This window comes from Mesorhizobium sp. C432A (assembly GCF_030323145.1).
Lineage (GTDB): Bacteria > Pseudomonadota > Alphaproteobacteria > Rhizobiales > Rhizobiaceae > Mesorhizobium.
Map to the genome: position 1 here is coordinate 3,577,633 of NZ_CP100470.1, position 25,779 is coordinate 3,603,411.

The following is a 25,779-nucleotide window of genomic DNA, read 5'->3' on the forward strand; positions in this document are numbered from 1 at the left end:
CTAGCGATCCTTCACCGTCTCCATGGCCACGAAGGTCGAGGTCTGCGCAACATGCGGCAGTGCCGAGATGCGCTCGCCGAGCACGCGGCGATAGGCGGCGATGTCGGTGGTACGGACTTTCAGGAGATAATCGAAGCTCGACGCCATCATGTGGCACTGCTCGATCTCCGGCACGGCCTGCACCGCGCGATTGAAAGCATCGAGCGCGGCCGAGCGTGTGTCCGACAGTTTGACCTGGACGAAGGCGACATGGCCTTCGCCCATGCGCTCGCGATCGATGATCGCCTGATAGCCCCTGATATAGCCGTCCTTCTCCAGGCGCTTCACCCGCGCCTGCACCGGCGTCTTCGACAGGCCGACCTTGCCGGCCAGTCCAGACATGGATAGCCGCCCGTCGCGCGCCAGCGCCGACAGGATGTTTCTGTCGATGCGGTCCAATTGGTCTTCTGTCACGGATATCATAGTCCACCTGATAACGATTCAACCGTAATGATAGACCGATCGGCCTGCCATGTCGATTTCTTTGGACCGGCCGAAAATGCGGCTCTGTGCTAGCTTGCGCCATTCGGTCCGGCGACCGCCGGCCCGCTCCCAGATGCTTGCTCAGCAGGGACCGCCATGCCGCTCGACACCATTCGCCAGCAGATCCGCGCCAACTACCTGCCCGACGAAGACGCGGCTGTGAAGCGCCTGGCTGCGGCGACAGAACTTTCGGCCGATGACCGCAAAGCCGTCTCGGCCCGTGCCGCGGATCTGGTGCGCGCGGTGCGCGGCTCGTCCGACCCGCGGCTGATGGAGGTTTTTCTCTCGGCCTACGGCCTCTCCACCAAGGAAGGCGTGGCGCTGATGTGCCTGGCCGAGGCACTGCTGCGCGTGCCTGACACCGAGACCATGGACGACCTGATCGCCGACAAGATCGCACCGCATGACTGGTCGGCGCATTCGGGCGGTTCGAGCTCGATCTTCGTCAACGCCTCGACCTGGGCGCTGATGCTGACCGGCCGTGTGCTCGACGAAGGCGAGGGCGGCATTGAAGGCACGCTGCGCTCGATGGTTCGCCGGCTGGGCGAGCCGGTTATCCGCAAGGCGGTCGCCGCCGCCATGCGCGAAATGGGCGAGCAGTTCGTGCTCGGCCGCACCATTGCGGAAGCCGTCAAGCGCGGCAAGTCGATGATCCAGAAAGGTTATCTCTATTCCTTCGACATGCTGGGCGAGGCCGCCCGCACCGAGGCCGACGCGCTGCGCTACCTCAAAGCCTATGCCGATGCGATCTCCTCGCTCGATTCAGGCTCCAACGGTCCCGATATCCGCCAGAACCACGGCATCTCGGTCAAACTGTCGGCGCTGCATCCGCGCTACGAAGAGGCACAGAAGGAAAAGATGCTGCCGGTGATGGCCGAGCGGCTGCTGTCGCTGGCGCTGGCCGCACGCCATTCGCGCATGGGCCTCAATATCGACGCCGAGGAGGCCGACCGGCTCGACCTGTCGCTCGACGTCATCGAGCGTGTGTTGTCCGAGCCGGAGCTTGCCGGCTGGAATGGCTTTGGCGTCGTCGTCCAGGCCTACGGCCCGCGCGCGGCCTTCACCATCGACTGGCTCTATGCGCTGGCGAAAAAGTACGACCGCAACATCATGGTGCGGCTGGTCAAGGGCGCCTATTGGGACACCGAGATCAAGCGGGCACAGACGCTCGGGCTTTCCGGCTACCCTGTCTTCACCCGCAAGGCCAACACCGATGTTTCCTACATGGCCTGCGCCAGGAAGTTGCTGTCGATGACCGACCGCATCTATCCGCAATTCGCCACGCACAACGCCCATACAGTCGCTGCCGTCCTGTCGATGGCTGACAACCGTGACGCTTTCGAATTCCAGCGCCTGCACGGCATGGGCGAGGCGCTGCATGAGACGGTGCGCCAGGCCGAAGGCACGCGCTGCCGCATCTATGCGCCGGTCGGCGCGCACTCCGACCTCTTGGCTTATCTGGTGCGACGTCTGCTGGAGAATGGCGCCAACTCCTCCTTCGTTCATCAGCTCACCGATGAGGATGTCGAGCCGGAGGATATTGCGCGCGATCCGCTCGAGACGGTCGAGAGCCAGGGCTCCGCCGCCAATCCGGCAATCGCTCGTCCGGCGACGATCTTCGGCACTGGGCGGCGCAATTCGAAGGGATTCGACATCACCGACCCGGTGACGCTGGCGGCGATCGACAAGGCCAAGGCGGCCTTTGCCGGGCCCGAGCGCTGGCATGCCAAGCCGATCACGCGCGCCGCCGGCTACGGCAAGCAGCGCCCGGTGGTCAATCCGGCAAAGCCTGCCGAGATCGTCGGCACGGTCGCCGAAGCCGCTGCCAAGCAGGTAGCGACCGCGGTGCGCTTCGCGGTGGAGGCGCAGCCGGCCTGGGCAAAACGCCCCGTCGCCGAGCGCGCCGCCATCATCAACCGCGCGGCCGACCTCTATGAGGCCAACGCGGTCGAGTTCTTTGCGCTGGCTACCAGGGAAGCCGGCAAGTCGCTGGCCGACGGCGTGGCCGAAGTGCGCGAAGCTGTCGACTTCCTGCGCTACTACGCTGCCCAAGCGGCCAACAACGAAGCGGGCACCGAGGCACGCGGCGCGATCGTGTGCATTTCGCCGTGGAATTTCCCGCTCGCCATCTTCACCGGCCAGATCGCGGCAGCGCTCGTCACCGGCAATTCGGTCATCGCCAAGCCAGCCGAACAGACCCCGCTGATCGCCTTCCGCGCCGTCGAGCTGCTGCGCGAGGCCGGCGTGCCGGAAGATGTCATCCAGCTTCTGCCGGGCGACGGTCCGTCGGTCGGCGGACCGCTAACTGCGGATCCGCGCATTGCCGGCGTCTGCTTCACCGGCTCGACCGAGGTTGCAAAGCTGATCGAGAAGCAACTGGCCGAGACGGCCGCGCCGGACGCCATGCTGATCGCCGAGACCGGCGGTCTCAATGCCATGATCGTCGATTCCACAGCACTGCCCGAACAGGCGGTGCGCGACATACTGGCATCGGCTTTCCAGAGTGCAGGCCAGCGCTGTTCGGCGCTTCGCGTGCTCTACGTGCAAAAGGATGTCGAGAAGAAGATGCTGGAGATGCTGAAGGGCGCCATGGAAGCGCTCACCATCGGCGATCCCTGGCAGATTTCGACCGATGTCGGGCCGGTCATCGATGACGAGGCGCAGAACTCGATCCGCGAGTATTGCACCAAAATGGGGCTGCAGGGCCGGCTGATCGCCAAGCTCGAAGCACCCAAAGATGGCCGCTTCGTTGCGCCGCATGTGTTCCGGGTCAAAGGCATCGAGGAGATGGAGCGCGAAGTGTTCGGTCCGGTGCTGCATGTCGCCAGCTTCGACGCCGACGGGATCGACGCCGTCATCGCCGCCATCAACCGCAAAGGCTATGGCCTGACCTTCGGCCTGCACACCCGCATCGAAGGCCGCGTCCAGCATTTCGTCGACGGCATCCATGCCGGCAACATCTATGTCAACCGCAACCAGATCGGCGCCGTCGTCGGCTCGCAGCCCTTTGGCGGCGAGGGGCTTTCGGGCACCGGGCCGAAGGCCGGCGGGCCGCATTATCTCCGGCGGTTCCGCAAGGGGCCGGAGGCGGGCACGGAGATTGCCGAGGGCCACAAGGTGACGGCGACCGAACTGGCCGACAATCTGCCCGATCCGACGCTTGGCGGCTGGTCGACGCGGCCGGACCGCATCGCCATTTTGAGAAAGCATCTGCGCGGCAAGGGCGCTGCAGCGATCGGCGCTGCAGCCGCCATCGATTTCGGCCAGGTCGACCTGCCGGGACCGACCGGCGAGGCCAACACGCTGTCGCTGTCGCCGCGCGGCCGGGTGCTGTGCCTCGGTCCGGACGCCGAAACGCTGCTTGCCCAGACGATCCAGGCGCTGGCCGCCGGCAATGCGGTGCTGGCCGTGGCGCCGGGCGCGCCGGCAGCACTGTCGGCGCTGACCGGCAAGGGGTTGCCGCTGGCGGCCATAGACGGTCGGCCAGACCCAGTCGAAGCGCGTTCGCTGCGCGTCGATGTCGTCGCCTTCTCGGGCAGGCCCGAGGCGGCGCGGATCGTGCGCAAGGTCATTGCCGACCGCGGCGGGCCGATCGTGCCGCTGGTCAGCGAGGTGCTCAACCCGGCGGCCTATGCGCATGAACGCGCTGTCTGCGTCGACACCACGGCTGCCGGCGGCAATGCCAGCCTGCTCGCGGCGGCCTAGGGGGCTTTTCGCGGCTCGCTTGCCTGCGTCGGGTTGCAAGGGTATGCGCAAGGGATAGAGAGCAACTCGAGCGGGGCAGCCGAACAGATGGAAGACACGTCCCGACCGTTTGAGCTGCCGCGCGTGGCGGTGGTCATCACTTGCTTCAACTATCGGCCGTACGTCGAACAGGCGATCCGCTCGGTGCTTGCGCAGACCTACCGGAATTGGGAATGCGTCATCGTCGACGATGCCTCGACGGACGGCTCGGCCGACCATGTCCGACAGCTTCTAAGGGATATAGACGACCCGCGCCTGCGCCTGTTGGCGCGCACGGAGAATGGCGGCCAGACCGCGGGATTCCGCGACGGCTTTGCCGCAACCGACGCGCCCTTCGTCGCGTTTCTCGACGCCGATGACGTGTGGCTGCCGGATTTTCTCCTCGCGCATCTGTCCGCCCACCTCAACACGACGCATTCGGCCGCACTGTCGAGTTCCGATGTGTTCCTTGTCGATGGCGACGGCACCTTGCTGGGCGGTACCTTCCTTGCCTTGCGCAAACCGCGGTCCGGAGCGGATCGCAGTGGCGTCGCCATCGCGCCCGGTGGCCGGCTTGCCGGCATGGCGCCCGGGATCGCCTACGCATCGGAGCATCCGGTAACCTATTTCACACCTGCGGTGACGGGCTGGCTGTGGTCGCAATGCTCGGCGATCATGTACCGGCGTGGCGCGCTGGAACCGGTATTGTCCTTCCCGTTCAAGGCCAAGGTCGGGACGGATTATCTGACGGCGACACTCGCGCACCAGGCCGGCGGCAGCCTCATCCTGTCAGAAGGTCTCGGCCTCTATCGCCTGCATGGCTCCAACCTGTCCACCGGAACTGCCTTTGCTGGCGGCAATGTGCGGCAAACGCCTGCATACAGGAGCTACAGGAGCGTGTTGGCGGCGGATGCCGCAGACTATTTGCTGGCGAATTCTGCCTGGCTCAGCGATCTCAACGGGCGCAATTTCATACCTGCATTCCTGACGCAGCATGTGCGCCAGTTCCCGGAGTTGGCCGGTGATCCGCGGTTGGCGCGCTACCTGACACGCGGACAGCCCTGGCGGCGGCTGCGCCTGCACATTGCCCAGTGGCTTCGGCGACTGGGCGGCCGGAATTCAACCGGAACCTGACGGCATCTGCCCGTCGTCAGATCTCGTCGACGGGTGAAATCTCAATCAGGCGCCTTCGACGACCGAAAAGCCTTCGAACTGCGGATGGCCGAGATAGTGCACCTTCGACGTGCCGGCGTTGCGGTGGGCGGCGCGAAAATTCTCGGATTTGGTCCAGGCGACGAAATCCTCATGGCTTGCCCACACCGTGTGCGAGGCAAACAGCGTGTAACCCTCGGCCTCGTTGACCGGGCCGCGCAGCAAGTGGAATTCTCTGAAGCCTTTCATCTCCGAGAGGCTCGAATCGCGGTTCTTCCAGACATCCTCGAAAGCGGTCTCCGAGCCGTTCTGGACCTTGAAGCGGTTCATGGCGATGTACATTGGGCTTCCTCTTGAATTGATGGACGATTTGGCGAAGGTCTGCGAGCTGGTTAAAACGGACCGATCCGCGCCCTGAACACCCAACTTGATAATCCGGTCTCGGGTGGAATGGGCGGGAACGGGGCTTGCTGGCGCACCAGTTTCAAAGCGAATTGGTCTAGTTCGGCAGACCCTGAACTTTCGACAAGCTGCAAGTCGCTGACGCTGCCGTCGGCCATGACGACGAAATAGACCCTGGCATTGTTGCGAGCCTTGGCTTGAATTTCCTTCGAAACGCGCCGGTTAGCGCGGGCAAGCTTCTTTTGAATTTCACCGCCGTAACGAGATTCCATCGCATTGCCAGCCGCGTCCTGGTTTTTACCCTTGCTGGCAACCGCCGGTGCGTCGCGTTCTTCGCCATCTGCCGCACCGCGGGTATCTCCAGATCCGGCTGGAGGGGTCGGCCGCGGGCTCGGGACTGGTGGTTTGGCAGCAGGCAAATCAACGGCGGGCTCGTCGGCGGGCGGTGCCTCTGAACTTTGCGTTTGAACCCCTGGCGGAGTCGACGTCTCAGCGCTTGGGGCGACAGTTTGATCATTCGGGATGGCGGCCGTCAGTGTATCTGGCGCGGCGGTCGCCTGTTCGGCGGCTTCCGGCGCAGGCTTGGGCGCCGCCGGCTCCTTTACCGGTTGAGGCGCCTCGGTCGGCGGCACGGGTCGAACGGCCTCGGGCTTGGCCGGCCGCGGATCGGTTACCAAGGTAACATCGACCGCGTCGGGAGCCTGGCTGTCCAAGGCGCTGCCGACCACCTCGGCGCCCGATTGCTCGGTGCCTTCGGATTGTATCGCGTTACTGGAATCGAATGTCCCTGCGGGTCCGATGAAGAACGCCGCTGCGGCAGCGGCATGGAGCAGGCAGGACGCGACGATCGCCACAGTCCATTTGCGGTCCGCGGCTGCCGGCTGTGCGAGCTCGTCCATCGTAATCGCCGGTTCGTTGCCGGCGTCGGGGAGGGGGTGATGTCCTGCATGGTTCGCGGCGAGACCTGCCGCGAGCGGGGTGGGATTGTCAAATCAAGATCGGTTGCCGGCCATGACGGCGGAGCTGCGACGGGTCGTGTCGCATTGTCGTGCAGGAAGGCGGGATGCAGGCCCACCTCAGACGCCGAATGCGATACCGGTCTTGGTCTGCGTCTTCAGGCCGCGCATGCAGGCGCCCGGTTTGACGCCGGCGCATTCGGTGGCGCTGTTGATCAGCACGCGGCTGAGTTTGGTGCACTCGGTGCCGGCGAGGTCGAAGCGGATCACCTTGGTCTTGCCGGCCGGCAGGTCCTTGAAGTCGAGCACGCTCAGGCGGTCGACAATGCCGGCCTCGTTGAACAGCGCGATTTCGAATGCCGCCTTGGAAAGATCGGCGCCGAGCGCATTGTTGACCACGAAGGTCAGCCGGCAACCCTTGTCCGAGGGCTGCACGGCATTGAGCTCGAGGCTGAGTTGCGGAGCCGGCGCGGACTGAGCCCACGCCGGCATCAAGCCAAGCGACATCGCCAGCGTCGAGGTCAGGAGGCGAAGCGATGCCGTCAAACTTGTCATCGGTGTCAGCCTCCAAAGCGCATGGTTGCGGCCAGCTTCAGCGTGATGCCGGGTTCATAGATGACGGCGGTGGTGCCGCCGTTCAGCGGGTTGGTGTATTTGACGTCGAACAAATTGTCGGCGCGGAAGTCCACCTTCAGATTGTCGGTGGCCTGGTAACTGGCGAAGGCGTTGACCAGAGTATAATCCTTGGCTACGGGGTTGCCCTTCGGCTTGCCGTTGTACTGCACCTCGCCGCCGACGGTCAGCTTGTCCTGAAGGAAGCGGAAGCCGAGCTGCCCGGTGACCTGCGAGGACGGGATGGTGGCAAGGTCGGCGCGCTCACCTTCATCGGAGATGGTGTGGCCGTTGGTGATCGAGGCGGAGAGCCCGGCATAACCCCAGGCGGCATCGTAGACGCTTTCCAGTTCGAAGCCGTTTATCTTGGCCTGGGCGACGTTCTGGTACTGGAAGCAGATCGGAATGCCGGGGCCGAACGGGCAGCCGCTGGTCGGGTCGAATGCCGACAGTGTGACGCCTTCTATGTAGTCGTCGACATCGTTGTGGAAGTAGGCGGCCTTGAGCCGGAACGCGTCGCCGGCCTCGATAAGGTCGTTCAGCTTGTAGTTGACGCCGAACTCGGTGGTCTTGCCGGTTTCAGGCCGCAGGTTTGGGTTGGGCAGGAACGGGAAGGTGACGCCTGCCGGATGGTTGCCGCTGATCAGCGTTTCGGTCAGCGACGGCGAGCGGTAGCCTTCCGCGTAGGTGCCATAGAACTGCAGGCCCGCCAGGCTGGCGCTTTCGAAAGGCGTGACACCAACGGTGATGCGCGGCGACAGACGATCACCTGACGTTTCGTGGGTGCTGTCTTCGAGGCTGTAATTGTCGTAACGCAGCCCGGCAATGACCTCGAGCCAGTCCCAGGTGAGCTTGTCCTGGATGTAGGCGCCCGAAACACTACGCTTGCCCGATGGGGTGTAGAAGCTGTCGCCGCCGGCGGTGCCGCCGGTCTCGACATCGTCACCCACCCAGTCGCCGCCATAGGTCAATTCGTGCGCAACACCGGCTGTTTCGAAGCGCGACGTGTTCCAGATGTCGACGCCGGCCGTGCCAACGTCGAAGGTCGAGGTCGAACCGACGGGCAGCAGCACGGGAAGGCCGGTCGACGGATCGAAGCGGTTCTGCGGGACCAGCGTGGTGAGGTCGAGATTGGTCTTGTTGTAGGAGGCGTTGATGTGGAGATCGAGCCAGCTCCTGGCGTCGTCGGTGATGTTGTAGCGGGCGGTGAAGGTGTTCGACTTCAGGTCGACGTCGTTGGCCGGCACGCCGCCGCTGGTTTCCGTCCAGCCGTCGCTCGAGCCGACCCAGCCGAGCTTCAATTCGCTGTCTTCGCTGGGGCGGATTGTGGTCTTGAGCAGGCCGCTCAGCAGGTCGAAGCCGGTGCCGTCGACGGTGTCGCCGCTGCCATTCTTGTAGTCGCCGTAGTCGCGGTAGACGATGTTGCCCAGCACATCCAAATCGTCGTTGAATTTGTAGGCGCCGCTGGCACTGGCGGTCCAGCCCTTGCCGTTGCTTTCATAGCGCCCGGTGACGGAGCCGGCCCAGGTTTCGCCCGGTCTGAGGAAATCCACCGCATCCTTGGTGTCGAAGAAGACGACGCCGCCAATGGCGCCGGAGCCGTAGGTGTTGGCGGTCGGTCCGCGAATGACGTCAACGGATTTGATGAGCTCGGGATCGACATAGAAGGTCGACTGCGTGCCGTGGTCTGAGCGCTGGAAATTCTGCCTGGCACCGTCGACGATGACCGCGACGCGACCGAAATCCTGCAGGCCGCGGATGTTGATGCTGGAGCTGACGCGTCGCGCATCGGCCTGCACGGCGACACCAGGCACACCGAGCAGCATTTCGTTCGGCGTCGTCGCCATGCGGCGGTCGAGCTGATCCTGGTCAACATGGCTGGCCGAAGCCAGCGATTCGATTGCCGTCTCGCCGGTGCGGCTGATGACGAGGATCTTGTCCAGCAGGGTCGCGCCGGCGGGCGCCGGCTTGGTGTCCTCGGTTTTCCTGGTCTGGTCGGCCTGGTCAGCGGCCGGTTGAGCGCTGGCCGGCGATGTCAGCAGCGCGATCGTCGCTGCCCCCGCAAGCAAGGCTGCCATTGCCTTTGCCATAGGCCGATGCACCGGATCGGCGTTCGCCAGACCCAGTCGTCCACAATTTCCCAAGCCCATGCCCCAACTCCAAAATTCCAGGTTCGATGCTGGCTGGCTTGGTGCTCGCTGGCATTTTTCATTCTGTCCGGCGTCTTAAATGTTGACTCATTTGGTCCGGTATTGCACTGACTAATAAACATGATAATCCGAGTCAAGAAATGAATCGGCATTTTTGCAACGCCTAGCCAGTTGCCCGGCACAGGAAAGGGATCGAAAGAGATGAACACCCACAATCCCAACGACTTCCGTTACCGCGTCCGCCGTTCCGAGGAGACGCCGACCCGCTTCGACCGGGTGCCGCTGGCGGTGCGGACGCTGTCCTCCAACACGCTGTTCCAGGGCGAGCACGAGATCGGCATCGAGCACCATGGCGCGCTCTATCGGCTGAAGATCACCCGCCAGGGCAAGCTCATCCTCAACAAGTGACGAAACGACCAAACACGGCAGACAGGTAAGCAGGACATGGACCAGCGCGCAAAACCCGCCCCGCATGAAATCCGGCGGGCGCGGGCAGACAATCCGAAAGCGCGCGAGCGCGATCTTGCCGCCGAGCTCGGTATTTCCGAGGCCGAGCTGGTGGCCGCGCATTGCGGCGACGGCGTCGTGCGCGTCGAGCCCAGGGTCAACGATCTTCTGACCGGCCTCGACGCCGTCGGCGAAGTGATGGCGCTGACCCGCAACGAAAGCGCGGTGCACGAGAAGATCGGCGTCTACGACAAGGTTGTCACAGGCACGCACAACGCCATGGTGCTGGGCGAAAACATCGACCTGCGCATTTTTCCCAAAGTCTGGGCGCATGGCTTTGCCGTGGAAAAGCGCGACGGCGGCGACATCCGCCGCAGCCTGCAATTCTTCGACGCGGCCGGCGATGCGGTGCACAAGGTGCATCTGCGGCCGGCGTCCAATCTCTATGCCTACCAGAAGCTCGTGGCCGCACTCGAATCGCCGAACCAGGAGGCGACCGTGTCTATCGCAGGCTTGGCCGACGACGACGCGGAGACGTCGGGCGTTGCCGCAGACATCGATGACCTGCGCGACCGCTGGAGCCGGCTGACCGACGTCCACCAGTTCTTCGGCATGTGAAAGAGCTGAAGCTCAGCCGCCGCCAGGCCGTGCGCATGGTCGGCCAGGACTATGCCTGGCTGCTCGACAATGACGCCGTCAGCGCCATGTTCCATCATGCCGCCGCCGACGGCATGCCGATCATGTGTTTTGTCGGAAACCGCGGCTGCATCCAGATCCATTCGGGTCCCGTCAAGTCGATCAAGCCGATGGGTCCGTGGATCAACGTCATGGACGAGACCTTCCACCTGCATCTGCGCACCGATCACATCCAGGAGGTGTGGGCGGTGCGCAAGCCGACCAAGGACGGTCATGTGACGTCGCTCGAAGCCTATGGCGCCGACGACGGCAAGATGATCATCCAGTTCTTTGGCAAGCGCCATGAAGGCGAGGGCGAGCGTGACGACTGGCGGTTCCTCGCCGAAAACCTGCCGCGCATTCCAAGCCCGACCGCAGCCTGAGGATCACGACGATGATTTCACTGTTCAGGCGCCCGACGCTTGCCGCAGCCATGGGCCTGTCGCTGGCTCTTGCCGCGCCCGCGCCAGCCAGCGAAAACCTCGCCGTCTTTGACGACACGTCGCGGATCGCGGCGATCGGCGGCTCGATCACCGAGATCGTTTACGCGCTTGGCGAAGAAGGCCATCTCGTCGCCCGCGATTCGACCAGCCGCTACCCCGCGGCCGCGGTCGCGCTGCCCGATGTCGGCTATATGCGCCAGCTGTCGCCGGAAGGTGTGCTTTCGGTCAATCCGTCGGGCATCCTGGCGCTGCATGGCAGCGGCCCTAGGGAAGCGGTCGACGTGCTGAAAAAGTCGAGCGTTCCGTTCATCGACGTGCCCGAGCACTACAGCCATGACGGCATCCTGGAAAAGATCCGCATCGTCGGCAAGGCGCTTGGCGTCGACGCCAAGGCCGAGACGCTGGTGGCTGAGACCGACGCCAAGCTGAAGGCGGCCGAGAAGCAGACGGCGTCGATCAAGCAGCGCAAGCGCATCCTGTTCGTGCTGTCGATCCAGGGCGGCAAGATCCTGGCCGCCGGCACCGACACCGCCGGTGACGGCATCATCAAGCTCGCCGGTGCGGTCAACGCCGTCGAAGGTTTTTCCGGCTACAAGCAGATGTCCGACGAGGCCGTCGTAACCGCCAGGCCGGACGTGATCCTGGCCATGAAGAATGCCGGCCCGCCGATTGCGGAGGCCGAGCTTTTCGCCATCCCGTCGATCACCTCGACGCCGGCGGGTGAAGGCCGCAAACTGACCCTGATGGATGGCAGCTATCTCCTCGGCTTCGGGCCGCGCACGGCCGATGCCATCCACGATCTGGCCGCCTCGCTCTATGGCAGCCAGGTCACGGACTGAGCCGATGGTGGATCAGTCGATCGCCGGCGCGGCGGGCAAGGTGGCCGAGGGCGATCGCTCCGGGCGCGCTCGCCTGGTTATTGTGCTCCTGTGTGTGGCGCTTGCCCTTTCGATGTTCCTGTCGCTGAGGACGGGCGCTTCCGATGCATCGGCCGTTGGTGTCATTCGTGACTGGCTGACCGGCGCCATGCCGGACGACGCCGCGCTTGGTGCCCGCGACCGGTTGATCGTCTACGATATCCGCATGCCGCGCGTACTGCTCGGTGTGCTGATCGGGGCGGCACTGGCCGTATCGGGTGCGGTCATGCAAGGCCTGTTTCGCAACCCGCTCGCCGATCCCGGCCTGATCGGCGTTTCCGCCGGGTCGAGCCTCGGCGCGGTCGCCGTCATCGTGCTCGGCACGACGTGGCTGGCGCCGCTCACTCTGGCGCTCGGCGGGCTGGCCTTGCCGCTCGCCGCTTTCTGCGGCGGCCTTGCGGTCACGCTGGTGCTCTACCGCGTCGCCACGCGGCAGGGGCGCACCTCGGTCGCCACCATGCTGCTTGCCGGCATTGCGCTCGCAGCCCTTGCCATGGCGCTGACCGGTATCCTGATTTTCATGGCCGACGACCGGCAGTTGCGCGACCTGACCTTCTGGCAGCTGGGCTCGCTTGGCGGCGCGACCTGGCCGAAGATCGCTTCCGTCGGGCCGATCATCGTGCTGGCGCTTGCGGTAATGCCGTTCCTGGCCAAAGGCCTCAACGCCCTGGCGCTCGGCGAGGCGACGGCCGGACATCTCGGCATCCCGGTACAGCGGCTGAAATACACCGCGATCGTCGGCGTCTCGGCAGCGGTCGGCGCCTCTGTCGCAGTCAGCGGAGGCATCGGTTTTGTCGGCATCGTCGTGCCGCATCTCTTGCGGCTGCTGATCGGTCCGGACAATCGCTATCTCTTGCCGGCATCGGCGCTGCTCGGCGCCTCGATGCTGCTGATCGCCGATGCCGTTGCCCGCGTGGTCGTGGCCCCGGCCGAACTGCCGATCGGCATCGTCACCGCGATCGCCGGCGCACCGTTCTTCCTCTGGATCCTGCTGCGCAAGCGCGGCGTAATCGACTTGTGAGATTTGAAACCTATGAGGCCGGCATGATCGAAGCACGCGATGTCTCGGTAGCGATCGGCGGCAAGCGCATTGTTGCCAATGTCGATTTCGTCGCGCGGCCGGGCGAAATTGCGGCAGTCGTCGGACCCAACGGCTCGGGCAAGACGACGTTTTTGAAGGCGTTGTCGGGCGATCTGGCGTTTGTGGGGACAGTGGCCGTCAACGGGCGCGATCTCACGGCGATGAGGCCGGTGGAGGCCGCCACCGTGCGTGCCGTGCTGCCGCAGGCCGCGACGCTGTCCTTTCCCTTCACGGTGCACGAAGTGGTCAGGCTCGGCCTTATCGGCGGCCGTTCCGGCGTTCTGCCGGGCGAAGATGATCGTCTGCCCGAGCGGGCGCTGGCGCGGGTCGACCTCGACGGCTTTGCCGGCCGCTTCTATCAGGAGCTTTCGGGCGGCGAACAACAGCGTGTGCAGCTGGCGCGCGTGCTGTGCCAGGTCTGGGCGCCGGTGCTGGACGGCAAGCCGCGCTATCTCTATCTCGACGAGCCGGTCTCCAGCCTTGATATCAAGCACCAGCTGATCATCATGAACATCGCCCGCGATTTCGCCCGGCGCGGCGGCGGTGTGATCGCCATCCTGCACGACCTCAATCTGACGGCCATGTATGCCGACCGGATTTTCGTGATGCATCGCGGCCGGCTCGCCGCCGACGGTTCACCGCAGGAGGTGCTGAGCGACGATCTGATCGAAAAGGTGTTCGATTGTCGGCTAAGGGTCGGTGTGTTGCCGGCGGCGAACATGCCGTTTGTCTTGCCGCAGTCAGCCGCCTAAAGCGCGTCGCGTTTGAACGAACTCAGGCGACGCGCTTTAGGTCTTTGTCTTTATGCATGTCGTTGTCTCAAAACCGGGGCCACTTTTGAGCGACATGCACTAGAAAACTCAGGCGGCCGGTGCTCGCTGGACCAGCATGTCGATGCCGAGCAAATGACGCACATTCGGGCGCGCCGCCACCATATCGGCGATGGTGTAGCGGGAGAGTACGGCAAAGAAGGCGTTGAGCGCCTCGCGCAGCGCCGAATTCAGCTGGCAGCTGTCGACCAGCGGGCATTCGGCGGCGTCGTTTTCGAAGCACTCGGCCATGGCGAAGCTCTCTTCGGTCACCCGTACGACGTCGAACAGGCTGATCTGCTCGGCGGGGCGGCCGATCCTCACGCCGCCATTCCTGCCGCGCACCGTCTCGACCAGGCCATGCTCGACCAGCGGCTGCAGGATCTTGAACAGGAAAAGCTCCGACACCGAATAGGCGGCCGCAATCTCGGGGATGCGGCTCAGGCGATCGTTGTTGGCGGCGCAATACATCAGGATGCGCATGGCGTAGTTGGTCTGGCGCGTCAGCCGCATTTAATTCCTCACCCGAGTGCTGGCGCGCTGGAACTGCACCAGATTTTAGATTGTGCTGGTGCGGCTTTCTCACCCGGAGTTTCGGATTCGCCCACACTGGCCTGATCGGAATATGGCCTATACCTTGGAACAATTCCAGACTGGGATTGAATGATAGATGAACATTCTTGTCAACTTTGCGTGCGAAACCGGCAATCCCCGGACGAAATCGGCCCATCCGATCATGCTACGGGCCCAAACACCCCCTAAATAGCCCATGCCAGATAGCCAAGAGATCGATGAGGAGCGGCGTATCATGTCCCAATCGGCTTCGTCCCTGGCGCCTGGCGGTTTTGATGCCGAGACGGGCGCCAAGCTTTTCGCGTTGCGGCGGACAAAGTTCCTCGCCACGGCTGCGCTGGTGCTTTGCGTCGTGGTTTTTGCCGTGGCCAAATCGTCCGAGGCCAAGTATCCGTGGCTGGGCTTCGTGGCGGCCTTCGCCGAGGCGGCGACCATTGGCGGCCTGGCCGACTGGTACGCGGTGGTGGCGCTGTTCAAGCGGCCGCTGGGCCTGCCGATCCCGCACACCGCCATCATCCCAGCGAACCAGAACCGCATCGCCGATAATCTGGGCCGCTTCATCGAGGTCAATTTTCTGGCGCCGGAGCCGGTGCGGGAAAAGCTGGCCGAGGTCGATTTTGCAGCACTCGTCGCCGACTGGCTGACTGACGCCGAACGCTCTGCCGGCCTGTCACGCTTCGTCGTACGGCTGGTCCCGCAGACGCTTGCGGCGATCGAGCAATCCGGCCTGCGCGGCTTCGTCACCAGCCGCATGCTGGAGCAGATCGACAAGGTGCCGCTGGCGCCGCTCGCGGCCGAATTGCTGTCGGCACTGACCGACGACCGCCGCCACCAGAAACTCTTCGACGAATTCACCAGGGTGATCGGCCGGTTCCTGAACGATGAAGAGGCGCTGGCGACCATGCGCGAGAAAATCCGCGAGGAATTGCCGTCGCTGTTCAACCTGTTCAGAGCCGACGCCTATCTGCTGAAGAAGATAGTCGCTTCCGCCGGTTCGCTGCTTGACGAGGTGCGGGCCGACCCCGACCATCCGATGCGCGCCGAATTCGACCGTTTCGCGCACAGCTTCATCGAGCGGCTCAGAACCTCGAAGCAATACGCCAAACGGGCCGAGAAGCTGAAACGCGATTTCCTGGCGCGGCCGGAAGTGAAGTCGCTCGCCGGCGACATGTGGCAGAGCCTCAGCCTGTTCATCGAACAGGACGCCAAGGCGGAGAATTCGATTGTTCGCGCGCATCTCGCCAACATGTTCGTCGAGGTCGGCCGCCATCTCTCAGGCGATCCGCAGATCAGGGCCGACATGAACCAGGGCTTTGTCGTGGCGCTGTCGTCGTTCGTCGAGAGCCAGAAGAGCGGTGTGTCGACATTCATCGCCGACCAGGTCAAGCGCTGGGACCTTGCCCAACTGACGAGGCTGATCGAGATGAACATCGGCAAGGACCTGCAATATATCCGCTTCAACGGCATGATTATCGGCGGATTGGCGGGTATCGTGCTCTACACGGCGGAGAGGCTGTTTCTCGCTGGCTGATGCTGCATTTGCCGCTGAATTGCTTGGGCGTCCGAATGGACACACGGCGCGCGAGTGCTATTGTCCAGAACAGGGTTCAGCATTTGCGACACTGGGGAGCACGAGCAATGGCCAAACAACCCGACTCCGATTCGTTCCTTGACATGTTCAGCCGGTTCGGCCGTGACCTGAAGGTGCCGAATGTCGAGGCGATCCTCGTGCATCATCGCAAGAACCTCGAGGCCCTGGAAAGATCGGCGCGGGCGGGAGCTGCCGGCGCGACCTCATTGTTGTCCAGACAGCGCGAGATGCTGCAGGACACGCTGCGTGAAGTCAGCGACATGGCGCAGAGCTACAAGGCGCCGGGCAATCCCCAGGAACTGATGACAAAACAGGCGGAGTTCGCCAGGAAATCCTTCGAAGCCGCCCTGAAAAATGCCGGCGAAGTGGCCGAGCTGGTCAAGAAATCCGGCACCGAATCGATCGAAATCCTGCGCAGCCGCATCAAGGAAGCGATGGAGGAAATCCGCTCGGGCTATGACAAGAAGTGACTCTCAACGCAACCATGAGAGGAGCGGGCCGGTTGCGGCGCATGAGCATGGACGAGGGACGCTGTTTGGCGGAAAATGGCGGAACGGAATCGCAACGGGCGAATTGACAGGAGCCGTCCGTTCGTGGTCCGAGGCACTGGGAGCCACCGGGAAAGCAGGAATGACGGAACTACGGCCGAAAACGCCGCCGACCTTCGAGCAGTTAAGGGCGATGGCCGGGCAGGAGCTCGGCGTGTCGGAATGGACGACCGTCGACCAGAACCGCATCAACCAGTTTGCCGAATGCACAGGCGACCATCAGTGGATCCACGTCGATCCGGAGCGGGCGAAGCGGCAGAGCCCATTTCGCACCACGATCGCGCATGGCTATCTGACGCTGTCGATCATCGGCGCGCTGGCGCTGGGCATGGGCATCGTCCCCGAAAACACGCAAGCCGCCTTCAATTACGGCTTCGACAAGGTGCGGTTCCTGGCGCCCGTCAGGGTCGGCGCACGCATCCGGCTGCGCACGACGCTGTTGTCGGTGGAGGACAAGGGGCCGGGCCAGTATCTGATGAAGGCCGCCAATACGGTCGAGATCGAGGGCGAACAGAGGCCGGCGCTGACCGCCGAAACGCTGGTCATGCTTTATGAGCGGCGCAAGCGGGCGGGAGCGTAAGCTCCCTATCTTCGGTCATGATGGCTGTTGCCGCACCGACAGCCTGCCGCCGGCGCGGGTCGAGAGCAGTGCCAGCAACAGCGCAGCCACCGCCAGGACCGTTGCCGTCTGAAAGGTAACCTGCATGCCGTGCGCGGCTGCCGCTGAGGTCAGCATGTCCTGGCTTTGCCGTTCTCCCGTCGAGGCAGCCGCAAAAATGGCGCCCATAAGCGATGCGCCGGTGATCAGGCCGAGATTGCGCGACAGATTGAGCAGGCCGGACACCACGCCGCGCTCGCCGGCAGCGACACCGCTCATGACGGCGGCATTGTTGGATGTCTGGAACAGGGCGTACCCGAAGCAGGTGACGGCGATCGGCACGATATAGCTGGCAATGCCGAGTTTTGTTGCGGCGAGCGACAAAAGCAAGGTGCCGTTGACCAGGCCGAATAGTCCGGCGATCATCATCCTGTTGGTACCGAAGCGATCGGTGAGGCGGCCGGCGATAAGTGCCGAGAGCGCGGAGACCAGCGGACCTGTCGACAGGACCACGCCGACCATCGCAGCATTGAGCCCCAGCCCTCGCGACAGATAGAACGGAGCGACCACCAGGGTCGCCATCATCACTGTGGCGACAACGAGGTTCGTGGCGAGGCTGGCGCTGAGCCGGATGTCGTACAACCGGGCAAGCCGGATCAAGGGATTCTTCGCCCTCTTCTGCGCGACGCCGAACAGAACGACGCCGATGCCGGCGGCAACCAGCAGGCCGGTGTTGAGGGCGCCGAAATGGCCGTGGCCGAGCGTCATGGCCAGTGCATAGGCGGCGAGCGTCAGGCCTAGCAAGACCGTCCCGATCGCGTCGAACCCGCCTTGAACGCCCGCAGCCTTGCCGCGGGCAGGCAGGGCCAGCCAGGCGAGGGCAAAGGTCAGGAGGCCGAGCGGCACATTGACGAGGAAGAGCGCCCGCCAGCCAAAGCCGGCGATCAGCAAGCCGCCGAGCGAGGGTCCGAGCGTCGTGCCGATCGCCGACATGGCGCCGAGCAGGCCCATGGCGCTGCCGGTTCTCTCCTTGGTCACGGTCTCCGCGACAAAGGCCAGCGTCAACGCCATCATCAGCGCGGCACCCAGCCCTTGCACGGCGCGCGCCGCAATCAGCAGCCAGAGCGTCGGCGCCAGGCCGCAGAGCACCGAGGCCAGTGTGAACAGCGCGATGCCGCCGAGCAGCAACGGCCGGCGGCCGACCATATCGGCCAGCCGGCCGGCGCTGACGATCAGGGCCGTGATGGCGAGCAGATAGGCGAGAACCACCCATTGCACGGACTGGAACGGCGCACCGAACGCCTGCATGAGGGAAGGCAGTCCGACGCTGGCAATGCTGGTTCCAAGCGACGACAGCAGCGTGGCGAGCGACAGGCTGGCCAATGCCAAGACAGGAGAGTGGGCCAGGCCTGCGGACCGGGTGTTCTGCGGCGCCGATGCGCACTCGTTCTGCTCGGCAGTTGCCATGGCGATTTCCTCCTTGTCAGTCCCGCAACCGGACCTGTCGGAGATCTAGTCGTCAGGGTGGAATGGCGGAAGGCGCAGCATTTGCATCTTATTCGTGCACCAAACGCCATGGCATGCGCTACAATCCGCCAATGACATCGCCCGACCTCAATCTGCTGTTCGCTCTCGACGTCCTGCTGACCGAAGGTAGCGTGGCTCGCGCGGCAACCCGGCTGCGGCTCAGCCCTTCGGCGATGAGTCGCACCCTGGCGCGACTGCGCGAAGCGACCGGCGACCCGCTGCTGGTTCGGGCCGGTCGAGGCCTTGTGCCGACGCCGCGCGCGGAGGCATTGCGGCAGCAGACCGGCCGTGTCGTCCAGGAAGCAGAAACGTTGCTGCGCCCTGCCAGGCCTCTCGATCTCGCGAAGCTGAACCAGATCTTCACGCTGCGCACCAATGAAGGGTTCGTCGAGGAGTTCGGGCCGCGTCTTGTCGCTCGCATCCAGGCCGAGGCGCCGGGCGTGCGGCTGCGATTTGCGCCGAAAGCCGACAAGGATGTCGCCTCGTTGCGCGACGCAGCGATCGATCTGGAAATCGGCGTTGCCGGCGAGACCGGACCTGAAGTGCTGATACAGGCGCTGTTCCGTGACCGGTTCGTCGGCGCCGTAGGAGCCGGCCATCCCTTGAGCGAAGGCGCGGTGACGCCTGAACGCTACGCGGCCGGCCGCCACATCAGCGTTTCACGGCGGGGTCGGGAAAGAGGGCCGATCGATCAGACTTTGGCGCTGCTCGGCCTGCAGCGAACCGTGGCGTGCATGGTCTCCGGCTTTTCGGCTGCACTCGCCATGGCGCGCGCTTCGGACCTTATTGCCAGCGTGCCCGAACGGCACACGCAAGGCGCACGCGCCGGCATGGTCAGCTTTCTGCTGCCGGTCGCCACGGTGGAGGTCACCATCTCGATGCTCTGGCATCCACGGCTCGATGCCGATCCGGCGCAACGCTGGCTGCGAGATTGCGTTCGGAAGGTCTGCGCGGCCTCCCGCTGAGCGCTCAGCGCGCCATTGCCGCCTTGAGCACCCTGAAAATCCGCTCGTCTTGGCATTGGGCAACGTTGAAGCGCAGGAACCGGCTGGCGGTTCCCGACAGGCTGAATGCATTGCCGGGCGCCAGCACGATGTTGTCGGCCAATGCACGGCGAGCAATTTCAGCCGCATCCACGCCATCCGGCAGGCTGCACCACAGGAACAAGCCGGCCGGTTGGTCGATCCAGGGCGTGATGCCGATCGCCTTCAGGCGCGCGCCCGTCTCACCCATGGCGCGGGAAAGCCGCGCGCGCAGCAATTCCATGTGCTTGCGGTAGCTGCCGTCCCTAAGCAGCGTCAGCACCAGTTCGGCCGCCAGCCGGCCGCCGCCGAAGGTGGTGGCAATCTTGAGGTCGGTGAGTTGCTCGATCCAGTCGCGCGGTGCCGCGATGAAGCCGCAGCGAACCGATGCCGATAGCGTCTTGGAGAAGCTACCGATATGGACGACGCGGTTGAGGCCGTCGAACGCCGCCAGCCGGGGCGCGGGACTGTGCTCGAAATCGGCGAAGATGTCGTCCTCGACGATGGTCAGGTCCGACTGGTCGGCGAGCTTCAGCAGCCGGTGCGCGGTGACCGGCGACAGGATCGCGCCGGTCGGGTTGTGGATAGTGGAATTGGTGATGTAGAGGCGCGGCCTGTGCTCGGCGAGCGCCTGCGCGAACAGCTCGATATCAGGCCCCGATGGCGTGTAGGGCACGCTGACGACCTTGGCGCGGTGGGCGCGCAGCAGCGCGTGAAAATTGAAATAGCAGGGGTCGTCGACCAGCACGGTATCGCCCGGTTCGATCAGGAAGCGGCACAGAAGATCGATGGCCTGCGTGCCCGATTCGGTCAGCATGATCTGTTCGGGCGAGACCTCGATGCCGTGGCCAGCCATGCGCCGCGCGAGCAATTGCCTGAGCGGCGGCAGGCCGAGCGGCGTGCCGTAATCGGCTAGGTCGACATCGTCGGCGCGCGCCACGGTGCGCAGCGCCCGGCGCAAGGCCCCCTGCGGCATCCATGAGGCCGGCATCCAGCCGCAGCCGGGTTTCAGCATCTCGTCGCCGGCTTCCAGTGACTGGCGCGAAACCCAAAGCGGATCGACAGCGCGGTCGAGCCGCGGGCCTATCTCGGCCAGCGACAGTGGCGCCAGCGATCCGGCGGCATAAAAACCCGAACCCGGCCGTGAGCGTATCGCGCCTTCGGCAGCGAGCCGCTCATAGGCTTCGACCACGGTCGACTTGGACACCTGCATGGCCTTGGCAAAGGCGCGGATCGAAGGTAGCCGCGCGCCTGGCGTCAGGCTGCGCGCCGATATCCGCTGGCGGATGGTCGCCATGACAGTTTCCACAAGCGTGGTCGCGACAGGAGGGTGCGCATTGCCGGTTTCCAAAATGAGTTCGGTCATCTGTATTGCTCTGATAGCCATTACAGTTTTGCGGAATTGTACTGCATTGTCTCTGGCTGCACCATAGGCACTTGCCCGATAGAGGGCGAAAGCAATGGAGCCTGGAATGGACAAAACCGCGAGCGGCTGGATGAACGGATTCATCGGCGTGCTGATCTTCTCAGGCTCGCTGCCGGCAACGCGCGTGGCCGTGGCCGATTTCGATCCGATATTCCTGACCTCGGCCCGCGCCGCGATTGCCGGACTTCTCGGTCTCGCCATGCTGATGCTGTTTCGGCAGAAACGCCCGGAGCGCGGCGATTTTCTGTCGCTGGTGATCGTCGCCCTTGGCGTGGTTGTCGGCTTTCCCTTGCTCACCGCGCTGGCGCTGAAGCACGTCACCTCCGCCCATTCCATCATCTTCGTCGGCCTGCTGCCGCTGGCCACCGCGATCTTCGGCGTGCTGCGCGGTGGCGAGCGTCCGCGCCCGGCCTTCTGGCTGTTTTCCTGCATCGGCAGCGCGCTGGTCGCCGGTTTTGCCCTGATGCAAGGCGTGACGGCCTCACCTGTCGGCGACGGCCTGATGCTGGCCGCCATCATCGTCTGCGGCCTGGGCTATGCCGAGGGGGCGGCATTGTCGCGCAGGCTGGGCGGCTGGCAGGTGATCTGCTGGGCGCTGGCGATCTCGCTGCCGATCATGCTGGTTCTGACCTTTGCGACGCTGCCGTCGTCCTTCGCCGGCATCGGCTCTCACGCCTGGATGGGTCTCGCCTATGTCTCGCTGTTCAGCATGCTGATCGGCTTCGTGTTCTGGTATCGCGGCCTGGCCCAAGGCGGCATCGCTGCCGTCGGGCAGTTGCAGTTGCTGCAGCCCTTTTTCGGCCTGGCGCTGGCAGCGTCGCTGCTGCACGAGCAGGTCAGCCCGCTGATGGTGGTCGTGACGCTCGGCGTGGTGGCTTGCGTGTTCGGGGCGAAGAAATTTGCGCGCTAGGAGTTTGGTGGTGGAGGGCGACTCCGCCCTAGAACTTCGTCACCACCCCAATGCCAATCCCCTCGAACCCGCCCATTGCCACCAGCGCCGCAGGCGCCTCATCAAGGCTGATCTTCTTGCCGACCAGCAGTTCGGGCTTGAGCTTGCCGGCGCGGATCATTTCCATCATTGCGGGGTAGCGGTAGGCCTGCATGCCGTGACTGCCGAGGATTTCGAGCTCGAAGGCGATAACCTTGTCCATCGGCACTTGCGGGCGGGCATGTTCGCCCAGCATCAGGCCGACCTGCACGTGGCGGCCGCGCCGGCGCAGATTGGCAATCGAGTTGAACGATGTCGTGGGGTGGCCGAGCGCGTCCATCGACATATGCGCGCCGCCATTGGTGATCTGCTTGACCGCCTTGACCACGTTCGGCGTCGTCGAGGCGTTGATGGTCGCCACCGCGCCGATCTTTCTGGCGAATTCCAGTTTCTCGTCGGTGAGATCGATGGCGATGACATTGGCGCCCATGGAACTGGCGATCATGATCGCCGACAGGCCGACGCCGCCGCAGCCATGCACCGCCACCCATTCGCCCGGCGTCACCCGGCCCTGGTCGACAATGGCGCGAAACGAGGTGACGAAGCGGCATCCGAGGCTGGCGGCGGTGGCGAACTCCATCTCCTCGGGCAGGCGCACGAGATTGGTGTCGGCATGCTCAATGGCGACATATTCGGCAAACGAGCCCCAGGCGGTGAAACCGGGCTGCGTTTGTTGTTCGCAGACCTGATGATTGCCCGAATTGCATTCGAAGCAGCGGCCGCAGCCGACGCAGAACGGCACGGTGACGCGTTCGCCGGCCTTCCAGCGGGTCACCTGCTTGCCGACGGCGACGACGATGCCGGCCAGTTCATGGCCCGGCACATGCGGCAGCGTGATGCCGTCATCATGACCCATCCAGCCATGCCAGTCGCTACGGCAGAGCCCGGTCGCCTCGACCTTGATGACGACGCCGTCGGCAGCCGGTTTCGGATCCGGCACGGTCAGGATTCTCGGCGTCTCACCGAATTTTTCGAAGACGACGGCTTTCATCGGCAACTCTCCGTGCTCTGCTCCGGCATTGTGAGCCTATTCGGCATCTATCTGATTCTCCGGCGCCGCCTTCTGAAAGGCCGGCAGCGCCATGCAGGCGGCGTGGATGCGCGAGATCTCGGGGTAGGGTGTCAGGTCGACGCCGAAGCGGGCGTTGCTGGCGATCTGGGCGACCAGGCAGATGTCGGCGAGGCCCGGTGCGTCGCCATGGCAAAATGTGCCGGTCTCATCCGATGAAGCCAGAATCTTTTCAAGCGGCTGGAACCCTTCGTTCACCCAGTGGCGGAACCAGTGGATGACATCCTGGTCGCCGGCGCCGAACAAAGTGCGCAGCGAGGTCAGCACGCGCAGATTGTTCACCGGGTGGATGTCGCAGGCGATCATCTGCGCCAGCATTCGCACGCGCGCCCGGCCGAGCGCGTCCTTCGGCAGCAGCGACGGTTCGGGGTGGGTCTCGTCGAGATATTCGATGATTGCCAGCGACTGCGTCAACAGCGTGCCGTCGCCCAGGATCAGCGCCGGTACCAGCGCTTGCGGATTGACCGCGCGGTAAGCCGGCTCCAGATGGTCGCCATGACGCAGATGATGCGGCACGTAATCGTAGCTTAGCCCCTTCATCTCCAGCGCGATGCGCACGCGGTAGGAAGTGGAGGAGCGGTAGTAGTTGTGGAGGACGAGGTCGCTCATCGGGTCACGGCTTGTCGGTGGAATTTTGGCCGATCGAATCTTGGCCGACAGTGATCTCGATGGTGCCGATGCCGTCGACACCGCCGGTCATCGTCTGTCCCGGCGCCACCGCGCCGACGCCGGCCGGCGTGCCGGTGAAGATCAGGTCGCCCGGTTGTAGTACAACCGCACTGCTGCAGATCGAAACGATATCGGCGATCGGCCAGATCAATTCGGCGAGGTCGCCCTCCTGTTTCACCGTGCCGTCGACGGCGAGCCAGATGCGGCCCTTTTGCGGGTGGCCGGATTTGGCGGCTGATACCAACGGGCCGCAGGGCGCCGAGCGGTCGAAGGCCTTCGACCAGTCCCAGGGCCGGGCTGCTTTCTTGGCCTCGTCCTGCAGGTCGCGGCGGGTGAGGTCGATACCGACGCCGTAGCCCCAGACATGGTCGAGCGCCTGCGCGCGAGGAATGCGGAAGCCGGCCTTGCCGATCGCCGCGACCAGCTCGATCTCGTGGTGCAGGTTCTTGGTCAAGGGCGGGTAGGGGATCGTGGTGCCGGAATCGACCACCGCATCGGCCGGCTTGGTGAAAAAGAACGGCGGGTCGCGTTCGTCATTGCCGAGTTCGCGGGCGTGCGCGGCGTAGTTGCGGCCGACGCAGAAGATGCGGCGCACCGCAAAGCGCTCGGCAGAGCCTTCTATGGCGACCGATGGTGTTGCGGGCAAGGGAAGGACGAAGTCTGTCATGCGGGGTCTCTGCCTGGGTTGTTGCCGGCACATTCGACCGATTTGGACGGCCGGGCAAGGCGTCAGCGCCAGCAAAAGCATCGGCTGCGCCTTGATTGTCGGATAAAGTCGGCTTCGCCTCCGGGGGTTAAGATGGCGATAGACTATTTGCCAATAAGCTGGCCATACCAGCGGGAGTATCGTGCCCACGGAGAACTGAAACGAACACCATGACCGCAATTAACGATCGCGCCCGGTTTCTGATCATCGACGACCATCCGCTGTTTCGCGAGGCGCTGCACAGCGCCGTGCAGATGGCCTATCCGGAAGTCGACACCGTGGAGGCGCGCTCGATCGCCGAGGCGCTCGATCTCCTGGGTGGGATAAAACCGTTCGATCTGGCGCTGCTCGATCTCAACATGCCTGACGTCCATGGCTTCGATGGACTGCTGCAACTCAGGACCCGCCATCCGCGGCTGCCGGTGGTCGTCGTCTCGGGCTATGAGGAGCCGAAGATCATCTCCGAGGCGTTGTCCTATGGCGCTGCCGGCTTCATCCCGAAATCGGCGCGCAAGAGCGATCTTGCGGCCGCAATCCGCTCGGTGATGGAGGGCGCGATCTATGTGCCGGAGACATATGAGGGACAGCCGCCCGACGCCGACAGCGCCGACCGCGCCGATATGGTGCAGCGGCTGGCCAAACTGACGCCGCAGCAGCTGCGCGTGCTGCAGATGCTGCGCCAGGGCCTGCTCAACAAACAGATCGCCTACGAGTTGCAGGTCGGCGAGACCACGGTGAAGGCGCATGTCTCGGAGATATTGCGCAAACTCAATGTGTATAGCCGCACGCAGGCGGTGATCGAGGTGTCGAAGCTCGACAATGCGGAGTTGTTCAGGGATCAGGCGGGGTTTTAGCCTGCGCCAAAAGTGCCGCCATAACCCCTTTATTCTATGGAATTATCTACGATAATAATGTTATTTTCGCCATGATAGACAAAGCTCTCTGGAGAAATTCCGCGCTCAATTACTCTTGATATCCAGATCTCAGATCCATCTGAGAATATGAGGGCCACCGTGTCGGAGTCCATTGTAACATCTATGATGCTAATCGATTGCATGTACGTCATGATGGAGCAAGTGATCTTTGTATTTACTGTAATCGTTGAATCTTTATCAGGAATTATGAAAATGCCGCCATTTTCATAACTGATTGATCGAAGCTCTTTTCCAATAA

23 protein-coding genes and 1 pseudogene are annotated in these 25,779 nt (G+C 64.0%); 13 read left to right on the forward strand and 11 right to left on the reverse strand.

Annotated features, from left to right (window positions below):
* Entirely contained in the window at positions 1-462 is a 462-nt protein-coding gene (locus NLY33_RS17250; protein ID WP_023670450.1) for an Lrp/AsnC family transcriptional regulator, read from the reverse strand.
* A gap of 156 nt (positions 463-618) precedes the next feature.
* On the opposite strand from NLY33_RS17250, the gene putA reads away from it, so the two are divergent.
* Entirely contained in the window at positions 619-4,227 is a 3,609-nt protein-coding gene (putA, locus tag NLY33_RS17255) for a bifunctional proline dehydrogenase/L-glutamate gamma-semialdehyde dehydrogenase PutA (RefSeq protein WP_023706055.1), read from the forward strand.
* An 87-nt stretch (positions 4,228-4,314) separates the two neighbouring features.
* Positions 4,315-5,379 carry a glycosyltransferase gene (locus tag NLY33_RS17260; protein WP_023706054.1) on the forward strand — a complete coding sequence of 355 codons (1,065 nt, stop codon included), beginning with the start codon at positions 4,315-4,317 and terminating at the stop codon, positions 5,377-5,379.
* Between the two features lie 45 nt (positions 5,380-5,424).
* Here NLY33_RS17260 and hmuQ read toward each other — a convergent pair whose 3' ends face one another.
* The 4 genes from hmuQ to NLY33_RS17280 form a co-directional block, all read right to left on the reverse strand.
* Positions 5,425-5,739 carry a heme-degrading protein HmuQ gene (gene hmuQ / locus NLY33_RS17265; RefSeq protein WP_023706053.1) on the reverse strand — a complete coding sequence of 105 codons (315 nt, stop codon included), beginning with the start codon at positions 5,737-5,739 and terminating at the stop codon, positions 5,425-5,427.
* Positions 5,740-5,789: 50 nt separating this feature from the next.
* Positions 5,790-6,698: an energy transducer TonB family protein gene (locus tag NLY33_RS17270; RefSeq protein WP_023707863.1), complete on the reverse strand. Its 909-nt coding sequence runs from the start codon at positions 6,696-6,698 to the stop codon at positions 5,790-5,792.
* Between the two features lie 177 nt (positions 6,699-6,875).
* Entirely contained in the window at positions 6,876-7,310 is a 435-nt protein-coding gene (locus NLY33_RS17275; protein ID WP_023706051.1) for a hypothetical protein, read from the reverse strand.
* A gap of 5 nt (positions 7,311-7,315) precedes the next feature.
* Positions 7,316-9,445, reverse strand: a complete 2,130-nt coding sequence (locus tag NLY33_RS17280; RefSeq protein WP_031196347.1) for a TonB-dependent hemoglobin/transferrin/lactoferrin family receptor — start codon at positions 9,443-9,445, stop codon at positions 7,316-7,318.
* A 273-nt stretch (positions 9,446-9,718) separates the two neighbouring features.
* Here NLY33_RS17280 and hemP point away from each other — a divergent pair, with 273 nt between their 5' ends.
* From hemP to NLY33_RS17305, 5 genes and pseudogenes are all read left to right on the forward strand, one after another.
* Positions 9,719-9,925, forward strand: a complete 207-nt coding sequence (gene hemP / locus NLY33_RS17285) for a hemin uptake protein HemP (RefSeq protein WP_023673860.1) — start codon at positions 9,719-9,721, stop codon at positions 9,923-9,925.
* Between the two features lie 36 nt (positions 9,926-9,961).
* Positions 9,962-11,022: pseudogene (locus tag NLY33_RS17290) on the forward strand (hemin-degrading factor).
* Between the two features lie 11 nt (positions 11,023-11,033).
* Positions 11,034-11,921: a heme/hemin ABC transporter substrate-binding protein gene (locus NLY33_RS17295; protein WP_031196346.1), complete on the forward strand. Its 888-nt coding sequence runs from the start codon at positions 11,034-11,036 to the stop codon at positions 11,919-11,921.
* Between the two features lie 4 nt (positions 11,922-11,925).
* Positions 11,926-13,020 carry a FecCD family ABC transporter permease gene (locus tag NLY33_RS17300; protein ID WP_286438808.1) on the forward strand — a complete coding sequence of 365 codons (1,095 nt, stop codon included), beginning with the start codon at positions 11,926-11,928 and terminating at the stop codon, positions 13,018-13,020.
* 23 nt (positions 13,021-13,043) lie between these two features.
* Positions 13,044-13,832 carry a heme ABC transporter ATP-binding protein gene (locus NLY33_RS17305; RefSeq protein ID WP_023707864.1) on the forward strand — a complete coding sequence of 263 codons (789 nt, stop codon included), beginning with the start codon at positions 13,044-13,046 and terminating at the stop codon, positions 13,830-13,832.
* A gap of 108 nt (positions 13,833-13,940) precedes the next feature.
* Here NLY33_RS17305 and rirA read toward each other — a convergent pair whose 3' ends face one another.
* On the reverse strand, positions 13,941-14,402 hold the full coding sequence (rirA, locus tag NLY33_RS17310) for an iron-responsive transcriptional regulator RirA (RefSeq protein WP_023672640.1): 462 nt from the start codon (positions 14,400-14,402) through the stop codon (positions 13,941-13,943).
* Positions 14,403-14,697: 295 nt separating this feature from the next.
* Between rirA and NLY33_RS17315 the strand changes: the two genes are divergently transcribed.
* The 3 genes from NLY33_RS17315 to NLY33_RS17325 all read left to right on the forward strand — a co-directional run bounded on the left by NLY33_RS17315 (position 14,698) and on the right by NLY33_RS17325 (position 17,181).
* Positions 14,698-15,993: a DUF445 domain-containing protein gene (locus NLY33_RS17315; protein ID WP_023691056.1), complete on the forward strand. Its 1,296-nt coding sequence runs from the start codon at positions 14,698-14,700 to the stop codon at positions 15,991-15,993.
* A gap of 107 nt (positions 15,994-16,100) precedes the next feature.
* The gene (locus NLY33_RS17320; protein WP_023706045.1) at positions 16,101-16,523 is read left to right on the forward strand and encodes a phasin family protein; all 423 of its coding nucleotides are present in this window, start codon (positions 16,101-16,103) and stop codon (positions 16,521-16,523) included.
* 160 nt (positions 16,524-16,683) lie between these two features.
* Positions 16,684-17,181, forward strand: coding sequence for a MaoC family dehydratase (locus NLY33_RS17325; protein WP_023681725.1), 498 nt, complete (start codon positions 16,684-16,686; stop codon positions 17,179-17,181).
* 15 nt (positions 17,182-17,196) lie between these two features.
* Here NLY33_RS17325 and NLY33_RS17330 read toward each other — a convergent pair whose 3' ends face one another.
* A complete protein-coding gene (locus tag NLY33_RS17330) occupies positions 17,197-18,666 on the reverse strand; it encodes an MFS transporter (protein WP_023706044.1) in 1,470 nt (489 codons plus the stop codon).
* Between the two features lie 131 nt (positions 18,667-18,797).
* Here NLY33_RS17330 and NLY33_RS17335 point away from each other — a divergent pair, with 131 nt between their 5' ends.
* The gene (locus tag NLY33_RS17335; protein WP_023691058.1) at positions 18,798-19,691 is read left to right on the forward strand and encodes a LysR family transcriptional regulator; all 894 of its coding nucleotides are present in this window, start codon (positions 18,798-18,800) and stop codon (positions 19,689-19,691) included.
* 4 nt (positions 19,692-19,695) lie between these two features.
* On the opposite strand, the gene NLY33_RS17340 is transcribed toward NLY33_RS17335, so the two are convergent.
* Complete coding sequence (locus NLY33_RS17340) at positions 19,696-21,114, reverse strand: aminotransferase-like domain-containing protein (protein WP_023706043.1); 1,419 nt, start codon at positions 21,112-21,114, stop codon at positions 19,696-19,698.
* Between the two features lie 106 nt (positions 21,115-21,220).
* Here NLY33_RS17340 and NLY33_RS17345 point away from each other — a divergent pair, with 106 nt between their 5' ends.
* Positions 21,221-22,084, forward strand: a complete 864-nt coding sequence (locus NLY33_RS17345; RefSeq protein WP_023706042.1) for a DMT family transporter — start codon at positions 21,221-21,223, stop codon at positions 22,082-22,084.
* 28 nt (positions 22,085-22,112) lie between these two features.
* Here the strand turns inward: NLY33_RS17345 and NLY33_RS17350 are convergent, their stop codons facing one another.
* The 3 genes from NLY33_RS17350 to NLY33_RS17360 are packed head-to-tail and all read right to left on the reverse strand — an operon-like array spanning position 22,113 to position 24,567.
* On the reverse strand, positions 22,113-23,153 hold the full coding sequence (locus NLY33_RS17350; protein WP_023706041.1) for a zinc-dependent alcohol dehydrogenase family protein: 1,041 nt from the start codon (positions 23,151-23,153) through the stop codon (positions 22,113-22,115).
* Between the two features lie 36 nt (positions 23,154-23,189).
* Entirely contained in the window at positions 23,190-23,840 is a 651-nt protein-coding gene (gene maiA, locus NLY33_RS17355) for a maleylacetoacetate isomerase (RefSeq protein WP_023706040.1), read from the reverse strand.
* A 4-nt stretch (positions 23,841-23,844) separates the two neighbouring features.
* Positions 23,845-24,567, reverse strand: coding sequence for a fumarylacetoacetate hydrolase family protein (locus NLY33_RS17360; protein ID WP_023706039.1), 723 nt, complete (start codon positions 24,565-24,567; stop codon positions 23,845-23,847).
* A 209-nt stretch (positions 24,568-24,776) separates the two neighbouring features.
* On the opposite strand from NLY33_RS17360, the gene NLY33_RS17365 reads away from it, so the two are divergent.
* Positions 24,777-25,460 carry a response regulator gene (locus tag NLY33_RS17365; protein WP_023672627.1) on the forward strand — a complete coding sequence of 228 codons (684 nt, stop codon included), beginning with the start codon at positions 24,777-24,779 and terminating at the stop codon, positions 25,458-25,460.
* Positions 25,461-25,779 lie beyond the last annotated feature (319 nt).